This is a genomic window from Paenibacillus chitinolyticus NBRC 15660 (genome assembly GCF_000739915.1).
GTDB classification, from domain to species: Bacteria; Bacillota; Bacilli; order Paenibacillales; family NBRC-103111; genus Paenibacillus_F; species Paenibacillus_F chitinolyticus.
In genome coordinates this window covers 786,859-802,003 of record NZ_BBJT01000002.1, presented here as the reverse complement: position 1 = coordinate 802,003, position 15,145 = coordinate 786,859, and the positions used below count along the sequence as shown (strand labels likewise).

At 54.3% G+C, this 15,145-nt stretch carries 16 protein-coding genes; 8 read left to right on the top strand and 8 right to left on the bottom strand.

Features of this window, described 5'->3' with window-relative positions; genetic code table 11:
* Nucleotides 1-25: 25 nt before the first annotated feature.
* Together PCH01S_RS05085 and PCH01S_RS05080 are read right to left on the bottom strand one after the other, a co-directional pair.
* The gene (locus tag PCH01S_RS05085) at nucleotides 26-1,015 is read right to left on the bottom strand and encodes a YpdA family putative bacillithiol disulfide reductase (protein ID WP_042227302.1); all 990 of its coding nucleotides are present in this window, start codon (nucleotides 1,013-1,015) and stop codon (nucleotides 26-28) included.
* Between the two features lie 256 nt (nucleotides 1,016-1,271).
* Nucleotides 1,272-2,726 carry a SulP family inorganic anion transporter gene (locus tag PCH01S_RS05080; protein WP_042227301.1) on the bottom strand — a complete coding sequence of 485 codons (1,455 nt, stop codon included), beginning with the start codon at nucleotides 2,724-2,726 and terminating at the stop codon, nucleotides 1,272-1,274.
* Between the two features lie 341 nt (nucleotides 2,727-3,067).
* On the opposite strand from PCH01S_RS05080, the gene PCH01S_RS05075 reads away from it, so the two are divergent.
* Nucleotides 3,068-4,297 (top strand): aminopeptidase, encoded by a 1,230-nt coding sequence (locus tag PCH01S_RS05075; protein WP_042227299.1) that lies wholly within the window; start codon nucleotides 3,068-3,070, stop codon nucleotides 4,295-4,297.
* Nucleotides 4,298-4,379: 82 nt separating this feature from the next.
* Here the strand turns inward: PCH01S_RS05075 and PCH01S_RS30795 are convergent, their stop codons facing one another.
* Nucleotides 4,380-4,553, bottom strand: coding sequence for a hypothetical protein (locus tag PCH01S_RS30795; RefSeq protein WP_164977147.1), 174 nt, complete (start codon nucleotides 4,551-4,553; stop codon nucleotides 4,380-4,382).
* Nucleotides 4,554-4,759: 206 nt separating this feature from the next.
* Here PCH01S_RS30795 and PCH01S_RS05070 point away from each other — a divergent pair, with 206 nt between their 5' ends.
* Nucleotides 4,760-5,035 carry a HesB/YadR/YfhF family protein gene (locus PCH01S_RS05070; protein WP_042227297.1) on the top strand — a complete coding sequence of 92 codons (276 nt, stop codon included), beginning with the start codon at nucleotides 4,760-4,762 and terminating at the stop codon, nucleotides 5,033-5,035.
* 40 nt (nucleotides 5,036-5,075) lie between these two features.
* Complete coding sequence (locus PCH01S_RS05065; protein WP_042227294.1) at nucleotides 5,076-5,777, top strand: PIG-L deacetylase family protein; 702 nt, start codon at nucleotides 5,076-5,078, stop codon at nucleotides 5,775-5,777.
* Between the two features lie 85 nt (nucleotides 5,778-5,862).
* Here PCH01S_RS05065 and PCH01S_RS05060 read toward each other — a convergent pair whose 3' ends face one another.
* Both PCH01S_RS05060 and PCH01S_RS05055 read right to left on the bottom strand, forming a co-directional pair.
* A complete protein-coding gene (locus PCH01S_RS05060) occupies nucleotides 5,863-8,487 on the bottom strand; it encodes a PAS domain S-box protein (RefSeq protein WP_042227292.1) in 2,625 nt (874 codons plus the stop codon).
* A gap of 152 nt (nucleotides 8,488-8,639) precedes the next feature.
* Complete coding sequence (locus PCH01S_RS05055) at nucleotides 8,640-10,163, bottom strand: MDR family MFS transporter (protein ID WP_042227289.1); 1,524 nt, start codon at nucleotides 10,161-10,163, stop codon at nucleotides 8,640-8,642.
* Between the two features lie 229 nt (nucleotides 10,164-10,392).
* On the opposite strand from PCH01S_RS05055, the gene PCH01S_RS05050 reads away from it, so the two are divergent.
* The 3 genes from PCH01S_RS05050 to PCH01S_RS05040 are packed head-to-tail and all read left to right on the top strand — an operon-like array spanning nucleotide 10,393 to nucleotide 11,898.
* Nucleotides 10,393-10,863 (top strand): MarR family transcriptional regulator, encoded by a 471-nt coding sequence (locus PCH01S_RS05050; protein WP_241688911.1) that lies wholly within the window; start codon nucleotides 10,393-10,395, stop codon nucleotides 10,861-10,863.
* The gene (locus PCH01S_RS05045; RefSeq protein WP_042227285.1) at nucleotides 10,850-11,581 is read left to right on the top strand and encodes an AzlC family ABC transporter permease; all 732 of its coding nucleotides are present in this window, start codon (nucleotides 10,850-10,852) and stop codon (nucleotides 11,579-11,581) included. Before PCH01S_RS05050 ends, PCH01S_RS05045 begins: the two co-directional genes overlap by 14 nt.
* Nucleotides 11,572-11,898: an AzlD domain-containing protein gene (locus PCH01S_RS05040; protein ID WP_042227283.1), complete on the top strand. Its 327-nt coding sequence runs from the start codon at nucleotides 11,572-11,574 to the stop codon at nucleotides 11,896-11,898. Before PCH01S_RS05045 ends, PCH01S_RS05040 begins: the two co-directional genes overlap by 10 nt.
* A gap of 129 nt (nucleotides 11,899-12,027) precedes the next feature.
* Here PCH01S_RS05040 and PCH01S_RS05035 read toward each other — a convergent pair whose 3' ends face one another.
* Both PCH01S_RS05035 and PCH01S_RS05030 read right to left on the bottom strand, forming a co-directional pair.
* Complete coding sequence (locus PCH01S_RS05035; RefSeq protein ID WP_042227476.1) at nucleotides 12,028-12,453, bottom strand: Rrf2 family transcriptional regulator; 426 nt, start codon at nucleotides 12,451-12,453, stop codon at nucleotides 12,028-12,030.
* Nucleotides 12,454-12,557: 104 nt separating this feature from the next.
* Entirely contained in the window at nucleotides 12,558-12,872 is a 315-nt protein-coding gene (locus tag PCH01S_RS05030; protein ID WP_042227281.1) for a winged helix-turn-helix transcriptional regulator, read from the bottom strand.
* Nucleotides 12,873-13,020: 148 nt separating this feature from the next.
* Between PCH01S_RS05030 and PCH01S_RS05025 the strand changes: the two genes are divergently transcribed.
* Both PCH01S_RS05025 and PCH01S_RS05020 read left to right on the top strand, forming a co-directional pair.
* The gene (locus PCH01S_RS05025; RefSeq protein ID WP_042227279.1) at nucleotides 13,021-13,788 is read left to right on the top strand and encodes a DODA-type extradiol aromatic ring-opening family dioxygenase; all 768 of its coding nucleotides are present in this window, start codon (nucleotides 13,021-13,023) and stop codon (nucleotides 13,786-13,788) included.
* Nucleotides 13,789-13,858: 70 nt separating this feature from the next.
* Nucleotides 13,859-14,275, top strand: coding sequence for a DoxX family protein (locus tag PCH01S_RS05020; protein ID WP_042227277.1), 417 nt, complete (start codon nucleotides 13,859-13,861; stop codon nucleotides 14,273-14,275).
* 230 nt (nucleotides 14,276-14,505) lie between these two features.
* On the opposite strand, the gene cdaS is transcribed toward PCH01S_RS05020, so the two are convergent.
* Nucleotides 14,506-15,123 carry a sporulation-specific diadenylate cyclase CdaS gene (gene cdaS, locus PCH01S_RS05015; RefSeq protein ID WP_042227275.1) on the bottom strand — a complete coding sequence of 206 codons (618 nt, stop codon included), beginning with the start codon at nucleotides 15,121-15,123 and terminating at the stop codon, nucleotides 14,506-14,508.
* Between the last annotated feature and the right edge of the window lie 22 nt (nucleotides 15,124-15,145).

The window sequence follows — 15,145 nt, the reverse complement described above, 5'->3', positions numbered from 1 at the left end:
AGCGGCAGCGGCAGCCGGGTAGAATTTAGCTGGATAAATCGGTGTGCCCCTTCGAGGCGATATGCCGCGCGATCGCCACGCCATGTTTGCGGCCCGTCTCGATGAAAATCTCGTTGGCGTTGTGGCCCGAGGCGATAACGCCGGCGACATACAGACCCGGCACATTAGATTCCATCGTCTCCGGATCATAGAGCGGCTTCAGATGTTCGCCCTGCAGCTCCACGCCCGATTCGATCATCAAGGTCCGGTCGGGCCGGAAGCCGGTGAGCGCCAGGACGAAATCGTTATCGAGCACGGTTTGCGACCCGTTCGTGTCGACGGTTACCGTCAGATCGTCGATCCGGACGACACGGGAGGCGTACAGCATGCGGATATGGCCCTTGGCAACCATACTCTCGAAAATCGGTCTCACCCAAGGCTTGATGGATGGGGACATCTGCTCCTGCCGATATACGACCGTAACTTCCGCGCCGACGCGCATCAGATCAAGGGCCGCATCGATAGCCGAGTTGTTGCCGCCGATAATGGCGACCTTCATATTCGTATAAGGGTGGGCCTCCCGGTAATAATGGGTTACTTTCGGCAGCTCCTCCCCAGGGATTCCGAGCAGGTTCGGCGTATCGAAATAGCCGGTTGAAATCACCACATGCTTCGCCTCGGTTTCGATTTGCCGACCGCCGCGATTCACGGACGTGACGACAAAATGGCCGTCCTTCTTACGGATGGAAGTGACTTCTTCGTAGCTCCGGATGTTCAAATCGAAATGCCGGGCAACGTTCCGGTAATAAAAAAGAGCTTCCTGACGGCTGGGCTTGTCGCTCGGCGTCGTAAACGGGATATCGCCGATTTCCAGCAGGTCCGGCGTGCTGAAAAACTGGAGATGGGTCGGGTACAAATAAATGGAATTCACGATGCAGTGCTTCTCGATCACGAGCGCGGGGATGCCCGCTTTCTTCAATTCGACGGCAGCCGAGATTCCGCAAGGGCCGGCTCCGACAATGATGACTTCTTCCATAAGATGGTGGCCTCCTTCCGTCACGGATGAAGACAGGCGTAAATATTCCTACTTGCGTCTGACAGTAAGCAGCGACGGTTTTTATTCCATAGTAACGCAATCGGAGATAAAAAAACAACCTGCCGGGTTGGCGTATCTATAACCGGGCTTCCTCTTCCGTACGTAAGTGAGAACCGGTAGATGCCAGCAACCGGAGGTTACGCCTCCCGTGCGTACAACAAAAAGCGCATCCCGGTTAAAACCGGAATGCGCTTCTTTAGCCGTGTCCGCCGGAGGCCGCAAGACCGACCCGCTCTACGAGCCGTCGGCTCTCTTCGTTGAGCCCCGTGATAGACACCTTTTTATGAAGAAGATCGTATTTCAGCATCACTTTGGAAATAGCCGTGACGGCCGAATGATCCCAAATGTGGGAATGGGAAAAATCGATCGTGATCCGCTCGGGATCGTTCATGTAGTCGAACTGCTCGACGAAATGCGTCATCGTGCCGAAAAACATCTGGCCGGATACCGTGTACGTCTTGGTTCCGTCCGGACTTACCTTGGCCGTTGCGCGGATCTTGGCCATTTTCCAGGCGAAAACGACGGCGCTGATCAGAACGCCAGCGAACACTCCCTTGGACAGGTCGTGAGTCGCTACAACGATGGCGACCGTGACGATCATAACAAACGCGTCGGACAGCGGAATTTTCGTCAAGCGGGGGATGGACTTCCAGTCGAACGTTCCGATGGAGACCATCATCATCACACCGACGAGAGCCGCCATCGGAATTTTTTCGACGACGGGACCGAGTACCAGGATCAGGAACAGCAGGAACAGACCCGCAACCAGCGTGGACAACCGGGTCCGCCCGCCGGATTTGATATTGATGACGGATTGGCCGATCATGGCGCAGCCCGCCATTCCGCCGAAGAAGCCGGTCACGATATTGGCCGCGCCTTGACCGCGGACTTCCCGGTTTTTATCGCTTGGCGTGTCGGTCATTTCATCTAAGATCGTAGCCGTGAGCAGCGATTCGAGAATCCCGACGAATGCGAGAGACAGGGAATACGGGAAAATAATTTTCAAGGTATCCCACGTAAACAGGACTTGCGGCACATGGAACAAAGGCAGCGAGCTCGTGATCCGGCCCATGTCGCCGACCGTATTGACCCCTATACCGAAAGAAATGGTGACAATCGAAACAAGGATAATGGCCGCAAGTGCGGATGGCATCGCCTTCGTAAATCTCGGCAGAATGTAAATGATGGCAAGGGTTACGCCGACGAGGGCATACATGACCCAGCCTTGACCGACAAAATGAGTGAGCTGTGCCATGAAAATAAGGATCGCCAAGGCGTTTACGAAACCGGTCATAACCGGTTGGGGCACGAAGCGGACAAGTTTGCCGAGCTTAAGCAGGCCGAGAATATATTGAAGGGTTCCGGTCAGAACCGTTGCGGCGAACAAATACTCCAGGCCGTATTGTTTGACAAGCGGAGCCATGACCAGCGCCATTGCGCCCGTAGCCGCTGAAATCATGCCGGGTCTGCCGCCAAAGATTGAAATGACGAACGCCATCGTAAACGAGGCGTAAAGCCCGACCATGGGATCGACTCCGGCGATAATCGAGAATGCGATCGCTTCCGGAATAAGCGCCAGCGCTACCGTAATCCCGGATAATATATCGCTGCGCGGATTGGAAAACCACGTTCTATTCAGTTGTCTAAGCAAGTTGAAAATCCTCCTCAGGTATGGGGTCAGTTGGTTAAAAAGGTGACTTTCCACTCTCAGGAAAGCCGGGGCCGATGATCACTAAAAGACATTATAACGAAGAGAGGGGAGCGTTTCATTTCATTAGAAGACGATGATAGCGCTTTAATAATCGTTTTTCTACGGTTTCCTCTCTTTTTCTTAAAAATAAGGACTTCTTATAAGAGACTTGTATGAGAGCAGCGGAAAGTGGAGAAATTCAAAAAGACTTTACGAAAATGGAGCGGAACTTTCTTTTTTGGAGACAGAGGAGTAGAGTAAAAGGGTGCATCAGTAATCATTTACATAGGGGGTTGTCATTTATGACATCATTCCAGAAACAACTGGAGAAGTATGCCGAACTGGTCGTAAAAGTTGGCGTTAACATTCAACCGGGACAGATTCTGTACATTGAATCGCCGATCGAAAGTGTGGAGTTTACGCGTCATGTCGTAAGAAAAGCTTACGAAGCGGGAGCCAAATTCGTCGAGGTGAACTGGAGCGACGAGCAGACGACACGCATCCGGTACGAATCCGCACCTGACGAATCGTTTGATTTCTACCCGGAGTGGACGGCGAGAATGATGGAACAGCTTGCCGAAGGCAACGGAGCCCTGCTGAACATCAAGGTACCCGATCCGGAGCTGTTCAAAGGCATTGATACAGGCAAGATTTCACGTGCAGGCAAAGCGGCCTCGATCGCAAGACAACGCTTCCAGGGTTATGTCCGCAACCATAAGTTTAGCTGGTGTCTCGTCAAAGCGCCGACTAAAGCGTGGGCGGATAAAGTTTTCGCCGACCTGCCCGAGGACGAACGCGTTTCCGTCATGTGGGAAACGCTTTTTAAAATGAACCGTGTCGATAAAGACGATCCGGTCGCCGCCTGGAAAGAGCACATTGCGCAGTTGTCCGAGACGCATGAGCGGCTGACCGGCAAGAAGTACCGCCGTCTGCACTATAAAGCGCCGGGAACGGACCTGTCGGTGGAGCTGCCCGAAGGCCATTTGTGGCTCGGCGGCGGGGGAGAAAACGAGCAGGGCGATTATTTCGTCGCCAACATGCCGACCGAAGAAGTGTTCACCATGCCGAAGCGCGACGGAGTCAACGGCACCGTATCAAGCACGATGCCGCTGAATCTGGGCGGCCGTCTGGTCGATAAGTTCAAGCTTACGTTCAAGGATGGAATCGTGGTGGATTATTCCGCCGAAGTCGGACAGGAGCATCTCAAATCCCTGTTCGATACCGACGAGGGGGCGAAACGTCTCGGGGAAGTGGCGCTGGTGCCGCACGATTCGCCGATTTCGAACCTGAACCGGATTTTCTACAACACCGGTATCGACGAGAATGCGTCCTGCCACTTTGCCGTCGGAAGCGCCTACCCGTTCACCCTGGAGAACGGGACCAAGATGAGCCAGGAGGAACTTCTGGCGAGAGGAGCCAACGTGAGCCTGACGCACGTCGACTTTATGGTCGGCTCCGCCGATCTCGACATCGACGGGGAACTCGCGGACGGGACTATCGAGCCGATCTTCCGCAAAGGCAACTGGGTCTAAGGAGTTATTCCAAGCAAAAAGCGCCGGGGATTTTTCAATCCCGGCGCTTTTTTTCTTTTTCTGCCATGCAGGGCTTGCGTCCTTACAAATTGCGGCTGTTCTCGTCCTGATGAGTGCCGCTGATCTTGTTGCGTGTATTCCATTCCTCCGCCTGAGGCTCGATGTCCTGCTTGCGGTCCACCTTACGCTCCTGCTCGGGAGAATTGTGATCGGGATTTTTCTCGTTGCGCACTTCTTGTCCTTTGGGCTGTTCCATGTCCATTCCCTCCTATATGTGTGGGTTACCTATACATACCCGTCCTAAGGCCGGAGAAAACAAACGGCACTTGCGCGGCACGGCCTTGTACGGTTTATAATAAGGAGGAAGGCGGATCGAAACCGGGTCCGGAACGGAAACATTTACATAGCCGGACTCATCGTGAACACGGGATTCAGATAGTCATCAGAAGGAGGGGCTTGAGTATGCAAATCAAGGTCACGGAAGCCGCGTCGGATCTTTTCAGGAAAGACTGGGGGTTTGGCGACGGAGATCATGTGCGCATTTTTGTGCGTTACAGCGGCGGGGGCGAGGATGCCTTTTCATTCGGGATCATTAAAGATACTCCGCATTATCCGGCCGTGACGGCAGAAGCCGGCGGCATCACCTTTTTTATGGAAGAAAAAGACGTCTGGTATCTGGACGGCAAAGATCTCCGCGTAGACGGCATCGCCGAAGAAATCGTGCTAAACCGGCTGTGAAAACGGCTTTGAGTTAATAACCGGAAGGAGACGGGTACCTATGGCCCCTGTCGTTGCTTTTATATACGCGCATCCCGACGACGAATCGTTCGGGAGCGCCTGTCTGATCCGCTCTCTGGCGGATCGGGGAATACGCAGCGTACTGCTCTGCGCTACGCGCGGAGATGCGGGGAGACCGGGACCGCTCGGTCCCATGACCCCGGAGCAGTTAGCCGACGCGCGGGAAGTCGAGCTGCAGACCGCCTGCGATCTGCTGGGCGTATCGGACGTGATGCACCTCGGGCTGCCGGACGGCAAGCTGGCCGGGATGGACAGGCCGGCGCTGGCGGATGCGGTGGCCGAATTCCTGAACGAAACGGGAGCGTCCGTCGTCGTCACATTCCCGGAAGACGGAATCAGCGGCCACCCGGATCACATCGCCATCCATCATGCGGTAAACGAAGCCGTTCTCGGCGGACGTTGTCCTCATGTTCAGAAGTACTATTACAACCTGCCTTCTTATCGCGATATGGCGGATGCGCCTTCTGTGGTCCGGCTCGAAACGGCGCCCTACTGGAAGATCAAAGCCCAGGCGCTTCTGGCGCACCGGTCCCAGCGGTTTTCCGTGGAGAAAGCGTTCGGCGGAAGCGAAACGCTCCAAGAGAGCAAAGATTTTCCTTATGAAAGCTTCGGACTCGTCTGGCTGCGCGGCGAGAAGAATCCGGTCCGCAAAGAAGAATACGTACTGGATGATTTGATTTAGCGAAAAAATACGCCAAAAAGCTCCGTACAAGCTGCTGCCAGCAGCCTGTACGGAGCTTTTGTGTGTATATCGCCGCATGCCGGTGTTACGCCTGCTGGAACGAGAAAAATTTCTGGATCGTTTCGTTGACGGTCCGGCTGAATATCGGCTTGCTGATATAGTCGTCCATGCCGGCCGCAAGGCATTTTTCCCGGTCGCCTTTGAGCGCGTTGGCCGTAACGGCCACGATGATCGGATATTCTTCGGGCCTAAGCGCTTCCTTAATCATCCGCGCCGCATCCAGGCCGTTTATTTCCGGCATGTGCACATCCATAAACACGATATCGTACCGTTCGGTCAGTGCCGCTTCGACGACCTCGCTGCCGTTGTCCACCACGCGGACGGTATGGCCCTGGTTGGTGAGCATTTTGACGAGCACGAGCTGATTGATCCGATTGTCTTCCGCAACGAGGATTTTGAGAGAGTGGCCGGAAGCTTTCTCCGCCGCCGTCTTGTCTTTAGGAAACGGAACCGCCTCCTGCGCCGCTTCTTTCAGAACGACGTTGAAGAGGAAATGAGCGCCGGGTTCATCCGACTGCTCTATCCAGATATCGCCTCCCATGAGCTGGACCAGCTTCTTGCAGATGGCGAGTCCGAGCCCGGTTCCCTCCGTTTCGCGTGTCATGAAATTATCCAGCTGATAGAAAGGCTGGAACAGCTTGTCGGCTTTTTCCTTCGGAATTCCGATTCCCGTATCTTTAATCTGGAACAACAGGTCTACGGTTCCCTGCGACTGGGCTTGTTTTTTGACGGAAACCGTGATGTTTCCCGTACTCGTGAATTTCACGGCGTTCCCGATCAGGTTAATGAGCACCTGCTTTAACCGTTTGGCGTCGCCCAGCAGGGTGGACGGCATATTCTGGCTCATGGCGCAGATCATCTCGAGATTTTTTTCTATCGCTTTGGGCGTCAGAAGATCGACGGACTCCAGGATGCAGGTGCGGAGATCGAACGGCTCTTCGACCAATTCGGTTACGCCCGATTCGATTTTGGAGAAGTCCAGAATATCGTTGATGATGCCGAGCAGCGTGTCGCCGCTTTTGCGGATGATATTCAAGTATTCTCTCTGCTCCGAGTTGAAGGACGTCGTTTCAAGCAGAAGATCCGTCATGCCGATCACCGCATTCATAGGTGTGCGGATTTCGTGACTCATCATGGCCAGAAACTCGCCTTTGGCTTTGTTTGTGGCTTCCGCGCTTTCCTTCTCGATCATCAGCTTCTTCTGTTCCCGGATATCTTTGGCGATAATGTAATACCCGACGTTCGCTTCACTGATGATGATGGGGGCGATCGTTGTCAGCACTTCCACGGAATTGCCGTACTTGTCCGTAATTTTGTCGATGTGTTTATCGGCGGAGGTGTCCTTTAAGGAAGCCTCAAGGATCTCCGTAATATCTTCCGTGCCGAACAGCTTCGTGAAGCAGACGCCGATCATTTCGTGAACCGCATAACCCGTCATTTCCTGGGCCATCAGATTGGTGTTCAGAATTTTTCCTTCCAAATCCAGCGAAAAAACGGCGTCGTGGTTATATTTTTTCAGCGATGTATAGCGTTCGACCGTTTCCTGAAGCTTGCGTTCAACGAGCTTGCGGTCCGTAATATCTTGAATCGTGCCGTTGATTTTAAGAGGAATTCCCTGGTCCGAGTACGTAACAAGGCCGCGGATATGCAGGTAGATGTCTTCTCCGGTTTCCTTCCGTCTCCGGTACTCGAAACTGAGCTCCTTGTTCACCAAGGCTTTATCCAGTTCTTCTTTAAAAACAGGGTGGAAATCTTCGCTGACCAGGCTCAGGATGCCGTGGACAGCAGCGCTTGCCGGATCAATTCCCGACACCCGGAAGAATTGGTCCGAGAAAAGAATCTCGTTGCTTGAAATGTCCCATTCCCAGCTTCCCATCAGAGCGATGCGCTGGGCTTCCGCTATGAATTGTTCGTTCTTTTTGCGGTCCGAGATTTCTTGGCCGATTTTCAGAATAAGCTCCTCGCCGTTGTCGCCGATTATTGTCTTCACGGTTAAGTCGAACCAGATGTGGCGGCCGTCTTTGTGAAGCAATTTGACCTGCCGCGCATATTCTTCATTTACGGCGGAATCGGACTGCTCTGTTTGTAAACCGGAGGGGAAGCAGTAAAGCACATCCTCGGTGTTCCCGATGAGCTCGTCCGGAGAATATCCCAGTATCCGACGGATGGTAGGCGCGCAGTCCAGAATCGTCCCGTCCGGGGCCGTATGGTAGAGGATATCCCGCGAATGCTCCGACATCAGCCGGTACTGCCGCTTGATTCTGTTCCAGGTCTGTACGTCATCTTGGACGGGCGAGAGCTCGGACGCTTGCAGGACGTAACACTGGGATGTTTCGGGCGAATTCCCGGTCAGACGGCTTATTGTAAGCAGAACGGGGATTTCGCGCTTGGATTTATGAAAGAAGCGTACTTTTTGTACGTAACTGTCCGGCAGGGGCGCTTCCGGCCGTGCATCCTTCCAATCGTCCGGATGCACAAGGTCTTTTAAAGTAAGGCGGGCGAGTTCCTCCGGAGAATAGCCGCACAGGCGGTACCAAGCTTCGTTTACCTGCATCCAAACGCCGTTCGGAGAATACAAGGCAAGGCCGTCCGCCGTACTGGCAAACAAGTGGTCCGCCAGGGACTGAGGATTAATTTGCAGGCTGGTCATGTAAGTTACCATCTCCTTGAGACCGAATAATAAAGATTCAAAATTCATCTATTGGGGTTATATACCCGAATTTTAACGAATGAAACAGTCAAATTTCAACAAAAAAAAGACGAACAGCATTCCGGCTGTTCATCTCGGTTTTTCTTATGGGGTCAGGAAGGCTGGCCGGTCTTTTGTTTGGCGGGTACGACCCGGGCGTTCCCCATGAGGAACACAATGATCACAGCCAGAACGATCGGAATGAGGGCGGCCATGAACGTAAAGGCGATCGATTCGGACAAGGCGTGAATAATTTTGTTTAAAATATCCGGCGGAATCAAGGCACGTTTGTCCGCTTGGAAAATCTGCTGCGGATTGCTCATATCGATTCCGGCCATCCCGCCGCCGTTCATTCCCTGGAAGGCGGTTTTGATTTTGTCGGTGAAGACGTTCGCTTGAATGCTGCCGAAAATCGTAATGCCGATCGTCATCCCGAACGATCTCAGAAACGAGTTCGTGGAGGTCGCCGTGCCGCGGTACCGGGGTTCCAGGTCGTAGGTGGAAGCGGTAGGCAGCAGGGAGAACGAGAAGCCGACACCGAAACCGGCGATGATCATAAACACGGTCAGGAGAGCCCTGTTCGTCTCTGGCGTCAGTCCCCCGAGCAGGTACATGCCGGCGAGGAACGAGAAGACGGAAATAATCATCAGGTTCCGGAAGCTTGTTTTCGTCTGGAAAATACCTCCCATCGCGCTGCCCGCCACGCTGCCCAGCATCATCGGCGTCAGGATAAGGCCCGCGTTCGTTGCGGAACCGCCGAAGACGGCCTGCACGTAAATGGGGATATACACCGTCAGAATGATGAATGTCGCTCCGTAAAGCAGCGCAAGAAGCTGGGAGGTTGCGAACAGGCGGCGTTTGAACAGCCAGAACGAGATGATCGGGTCCTTCGCTTTCCGTTCGATGATGAAGAACAGAATGAAGAACACGACAAAGCTTGCAAACAGGCTTACGATCGGAACGGAGTCCCAAGCGTATTCCTTGCCCCCGAGTTCTAGGGCGAACATGAGACTCACGACCGCGACGACAAGCGTAATCGCTCCCCACCAGTCGATGCGCTGTTCGACATGCCCGGGAGATTCCTTGTAGGCGCGCATAATAAGCAGCAGCGATACCAGACCGATCGGCAGGTTGACGTAGAACACCCAGTGCCAGCTTATGTATTCCGTGATGTAAGCTCCGAGAAGGGGACCGAGCACACTCGCCGAGCCGAACACCGCACCCAGCAGACCGGTCATTTTACCCCGCTTCTCGGGCGGGAAAATATCGAAGACGATCGTGAACGCGATCGGCAGCAGCGCGCCGCCTCCGATTCCTTGGATCGCCCGGTAAATACTGAGCTGGACGATGCTTTGGGCAATTCCGCAAAGGGCGGAACCCAGCAGGAACACGATTAGACCGAAGATAAAAAAACGTTTGCGCCCGTACATATCGGACAGCTTGCCGAAGATCGGCATTCCGGCCATCGTCGTCACCATGTAGGCGGACGTGACCCAGACGAACTTGTCGAAGCCGCCCAGATCCGAGACGATGGTGCCCATGGCTGTGGCGACAATCGTGTTATCCATGGCGGACATCAGGATAGCCAGCAGCAGCCCGGCAACGACCCGGTTAAGATTGTTGTCTTTCTGAATCAAGGGGAAATCCTCCTCTGAATAAGTTGCGATTCCAAATGTAGCGGTCCTTTTCCGGCGTCTGGAAGACATCTCCTTTGCAAAAAAAAGTTTATTCGTTAAAATTAAATAAACAATCTCGCCAACCCCATTATCTTGATTTTCAAGATAATTTCTAGTTTATGAGGAGGAATTTTACTTGTCAAGCGTTTTGCCCGAATCTGAAGAGAAAGTGCTGGAACTGATCGGTCATATGCGTAAAATGTCTACGCGAATCGTACTTTTTCAGCAAAATGCGGCACATTCCCTAGGGGTCATACATACCGATTTGAAAACGGCGGACATCTTGAACGAAAAAGGACCGATCACGGCAGGGGAGCTTGCCAAGCTGACCGGGCTGACTACGGGAACCGTCACGGCTCTGATCGACCGGCTGGAGCAGGCGGGATTCGTGCGCAGGGAAAAGGACCCTCACGACGGCCGCCGCGTTATCATCGTTCCGGTCAAAGAGAAGCAAAAAACGATCGGGGCGCTTTATAAGCCGCTGGGAACGATGACCCGGGAAGTTTGCGAGGCTTATACACCGGAGCAACTGGATCTCATCAATACGTTCCTCTCGCGAATGGTCGGCGTATTCGAACAGGCGAATAGCGCCGTGAGCGGGCCGAAACCGGATGACGGGTGCTGTAAGAACGGCCGGTCCGAGAGACATGAATACGAATAGGCCGGTACCGGAAACGGAGAACCGTTCGGACGGCGACAGCTTTCTTCAGGGCGTAAATGACTGCGTACCTACACTTCTGGGTTATTTGAGCATCGGGTTCGCGGCGGGCGTCGTGGAGAAAACCGCGGGGATGAGTGTCGCCGAGATCGGGTTGATCTCTTTGCTTCTCTATGCGGGGTCCGCCCAATTTATTGCCGCCGGGATGATTGCCGCGGGGACCCCGGCCGTTTCCGTTATCGTGACCCTGTTCTTCGTCAACCTGCGCCATCTGCTGCTGAGTGCGGCGCTGGCCCCTTATTTCTCCAAGTATACGTGGTGGAAAAATATCGCGACCGGCACTCTGCTGACGGACGAAACGTTCGGTGTTGCCTCAAGCCGGGCGGCGCAAAACGGGGAAATCCCCTACAAATGGATGCTGGGCTTGAATGTGACAGCTTACCTGAACTGGTTCGCGGCGAATATGGCCGGCGGCCTGATGGGGGAGCGGATCGCCCATCCGGAAAAGCTCGGACTGGAGTTCGCCCTTCCGGGGATGTTCATCGGCCTGCTTATCCTCCAAATGGCCGCACGGCGTAAAATCCGCACCGACTTAGCGGTGGTGGTCACGGCGACCGCCGTGGTGGTTGGAGGAAGCCGCTTCCTGGACAGCGGACTCACGGTTATTGCCGCCATACTGGTCGCGGCGACGGCAGGGATGGTGATCGAGAAATGGAAGTGAGCGAACTCGTCCTGTGGATCATCGCCGGCAGCGCCGCCGTCACCTGGATTCCCCGTGTGCTGCCGCTGCTCGTCCTCAGCCGCATGAAGCTCCCGGAATGGGGAATCCGCTGGCTGCAGCACGTGCCGGTCGCGGTTATGGCTGCGCTGCTGGCCCAGGAGCTGCTCTTGACAGACGGCCGGTTGTCCGTGGCGGATAATGCGTACAAGCTGCTGGCCGCCCTGCCCGCTCTGGCCGTTGCGGTATATACGCGCAGCCTGTTCGGAACCGTGATCGCGGGGGTGCTGTCCCTGGCCGCATTCCGATTATTCTTCTAAGACGCACAAAAAAAGACATCAAGTCCCGCCTGTTTGGCCGGTCCGGATGTCTTTTTTTGTTGGCTGAATCCGCTTTCGCCGAATCCACAGGGGTTATCCGCCCGCCTGAACGAACGATCCGCGGGCGGACTATTCGCAGCGGGCAAGATCCGCTACGATATCGGCCAGGGTAACGCCGTCAAGCTCCCGCTCCATCGCAAGCTGAGCCCGGTTGAACTGAGTCTCGAGCGTGCTCTGGATGTTCTTGCCGACCGGGCAGTCCGGATTCGGATTCTCATGCATCGCGAACAGCTCGTCCTGCATATCCGCTTGAACCGCCCGGTAAATATCGAGCAGAGTGATTTCGGCAGGAGTCCGGCCCAGAGCGGCTCCGGCGACTCCGGGGCTCGTCCGGGTCAAGCCCGCTTTATTCAGCATGCCGGTAATCCGGCGGATGACGACCGGATTCGTACTGACGCTTCCGGCTATATATTCGGACGTGTTGCGTCCTTCTTTATTCAGCTCCAGCAGCGATAAAATGTGAACGGCTACGGCAAAGCGGCTGCTGATGGTTATGGGTCTCACCTCCGTCAAACAGATGCGGACGATAATTATTTACGCGCATATGCGAACTTCTAAATAGTATAGGTACGCGCATTCCCACTGTCAATCCTCGCGTGTCATTCGGGCTGAAGCCAGGCGGAAGACCATTGTTCCACTCCGCGGATTATCGGCTCCAGGGCGAGTCCTTTCTCCGTGAGCGAATACTCGATTCTTACCGGCATCTCGGGATAAACATTCCGCCGGATAATGCCTTCCTGCTCAAGCTCTTTCAATCTTTCGGACAAGATTTTCCCGCTTAAAGGCAGATTCGATTCTATCGTACAAAAACGCTGCGGTCCCGATAAAAGCTGATAGACGATGAGGCCGGCCCAGCGTTTGCTGATGAGCTGCATTCCTTTTTCAAAGCGGGGACATAAGTTAGATTCTTTCATCAGGCATCCCTCCTAACTCCAGTATACGCTCATTTGACTAATAAAAATATAGTAACAGCAAATAAATAAATTGCTTGACATTATAAAGTTACAATTATACACTAGGTTACGAAAAGTAACTTAATAAACTTTAAAGGAGGCTAGCACCATGATTCCTTCGTTGTTTTTAGCCCACGGTTCACCTGCGCTGGCTATTCAAGATACGGAGTATACGGCCTTTTTACGGGAATTGGGACAGCAGTGGAAACCGAAAGCGATCGTTATTTTTACGGCTCATTGGGAGAGCGAGGTTCTGACCTTAACTTCGACCGACGAGACGTACGAGACGATTTACGATTTTTACGGTTTTCCGGACGAACTCTACAGGGTTGCCTATCCGGCCAAAGGGTCCGTCAAGCTGGCTTTGCGGCTGGAAGGTCTTTTCCGGGAACGGGGGATCGAAGTCGATACCGACTCCGCAAGGGGACTCGACCATGGTTCGTGGACGCTGCTCTACAAAATGTTTCCCGAGGCGGACATCCCCGTGATCCAGCTCTCCGTCAATCCCCATCTTCCGCCGGATAAACAGACCGCTATCGGTGAAGCTCTGCGCGGGCTGGGGGAAGAGGATATCCTGGTCATCGGCAGCGGAGTAACGGTTCACAATCTGCGGATGGTCAACTGGGGACAGGAGGAACCGGAACCGTGGGCCGTCGAATTCGACGACTGGCTTATCCGGCATACGCTGGAGCGGGATACGGCCGCCCTGTACCGCTATGAAGCGCTTGCTCCTCACAGCCGTATGGCCGTGCCTAGAGCGGAGCATTTCGTCCCGTTTTTTCTTGCGCTCGGAAGCGGAAGCGAAGAGCGGACGCCACGGGTCATTTACCGCGGTTATGAATTCGGAACATTGAGTTACTTGTGTTTGCAATTTTGATTCTGATTTCCGGGCGGAGTCCATATGAATAATCCGGAAACCAATTACAACCATTAATGGGAGGATGTTGATGATGAACGGAAAAACAGAAATCGGTCTGCTGATTGTCAGACTGGTATTAGGGGTAACGTTTCTGGTCCACGGGCTGGACAAATTTCAAAGCGGACTGGGGAATATCGCCGGCTGGTTTGAGAGCATCGGCCTTCCCGGCTTTCTGGCGTATGTAACGGCTGTTATCGAAACCGTGGGGGGTGCCGCAATCATTCTCGGCCTCGGAACCCGGATCGCTGCCGCCCTGTTCGGCGTGCTGATGATCGGAGCGATGTTCAGCGTCAAGTTCTCCGCCGGGTTTACCGGCAACGGCCAATCCGCGGGCTTCGAGCTGGATCTGGCGCTTTTCGCTCTCTCCTTGCTGCTCGTATTGACCGGCAGCCGCTATTTGGCGGTAGACAGTTTGTTTGGGCGCTCCCGGCAGACAGAAAGCTGATGCAAAGCGGCGGCGAACCGTTCCCGCCGCGTAGCCGGGCCTGAGCGCAGCTCGAACTCGGCCGGCCTAGGCTAAAAGAGCCGAGTCCCGGCCAGCACAGCGGTCCGGGCTCAAGCGGTCTTTCCGGTCTTTCCGGGTTTCTCGCGCCCGGATCATCCATCACTCAGCATCCATGCGATGCTGAGTTTTTTTGCTGTGCTATGCTGTGCTATGCTGTGCGAAAGCGGCCCTTACCGGGGAACGATCGGGTACAAGTATCCCTTGGAAGCGAAAGAGACGCGTCCCGTTTCCTCCGACACGACGAGGACGATGGCGTCGCTCAGCTCCGTGATGCCGATGGCCGCCCGGTGCCGCGTGCCGAGTTTAGGCTCCGCCTGGACGATATGGGAGAGGGGAAGAATGTTTTTGGCGGAGACGATCTCGTTGAACTTGATCAGGACGGCCCCGTCGTGAAGCGGCGTTCCGGGATAAAACAGCGATTCCAGGAGGGACTGCGTGACCGACGCCCCGATGGCGACTCCGGGCTGGATCAGCCCGTCGAGCGAGTCGTTGCGCTGAACGACGATCAAGGCGCCGTGACGCCGCTTGGACAAATTTTGTGCACTGACGGACAGTTCCGTATATTTATCGGTAAAAGGGGAGAGGTAGCAGTTCAAGTAAAAGCTGGACGCCCGGGACTCGATATTCAGGAAATTTTCTTTGATGCCTTCAATTTCGCCCAGCATGCAGTGATTTTCTTCGTCCAAAGTTTGAATGCTGCGCTGAAGACGGAGAACCAGCTTCTCCAGATCGTCTTTCAAATTTTGTTTCATCGGTGAAAAATCGCAATCGGCATAAGGGATCGCCAATGGAAACACATCCTTTTCGCAC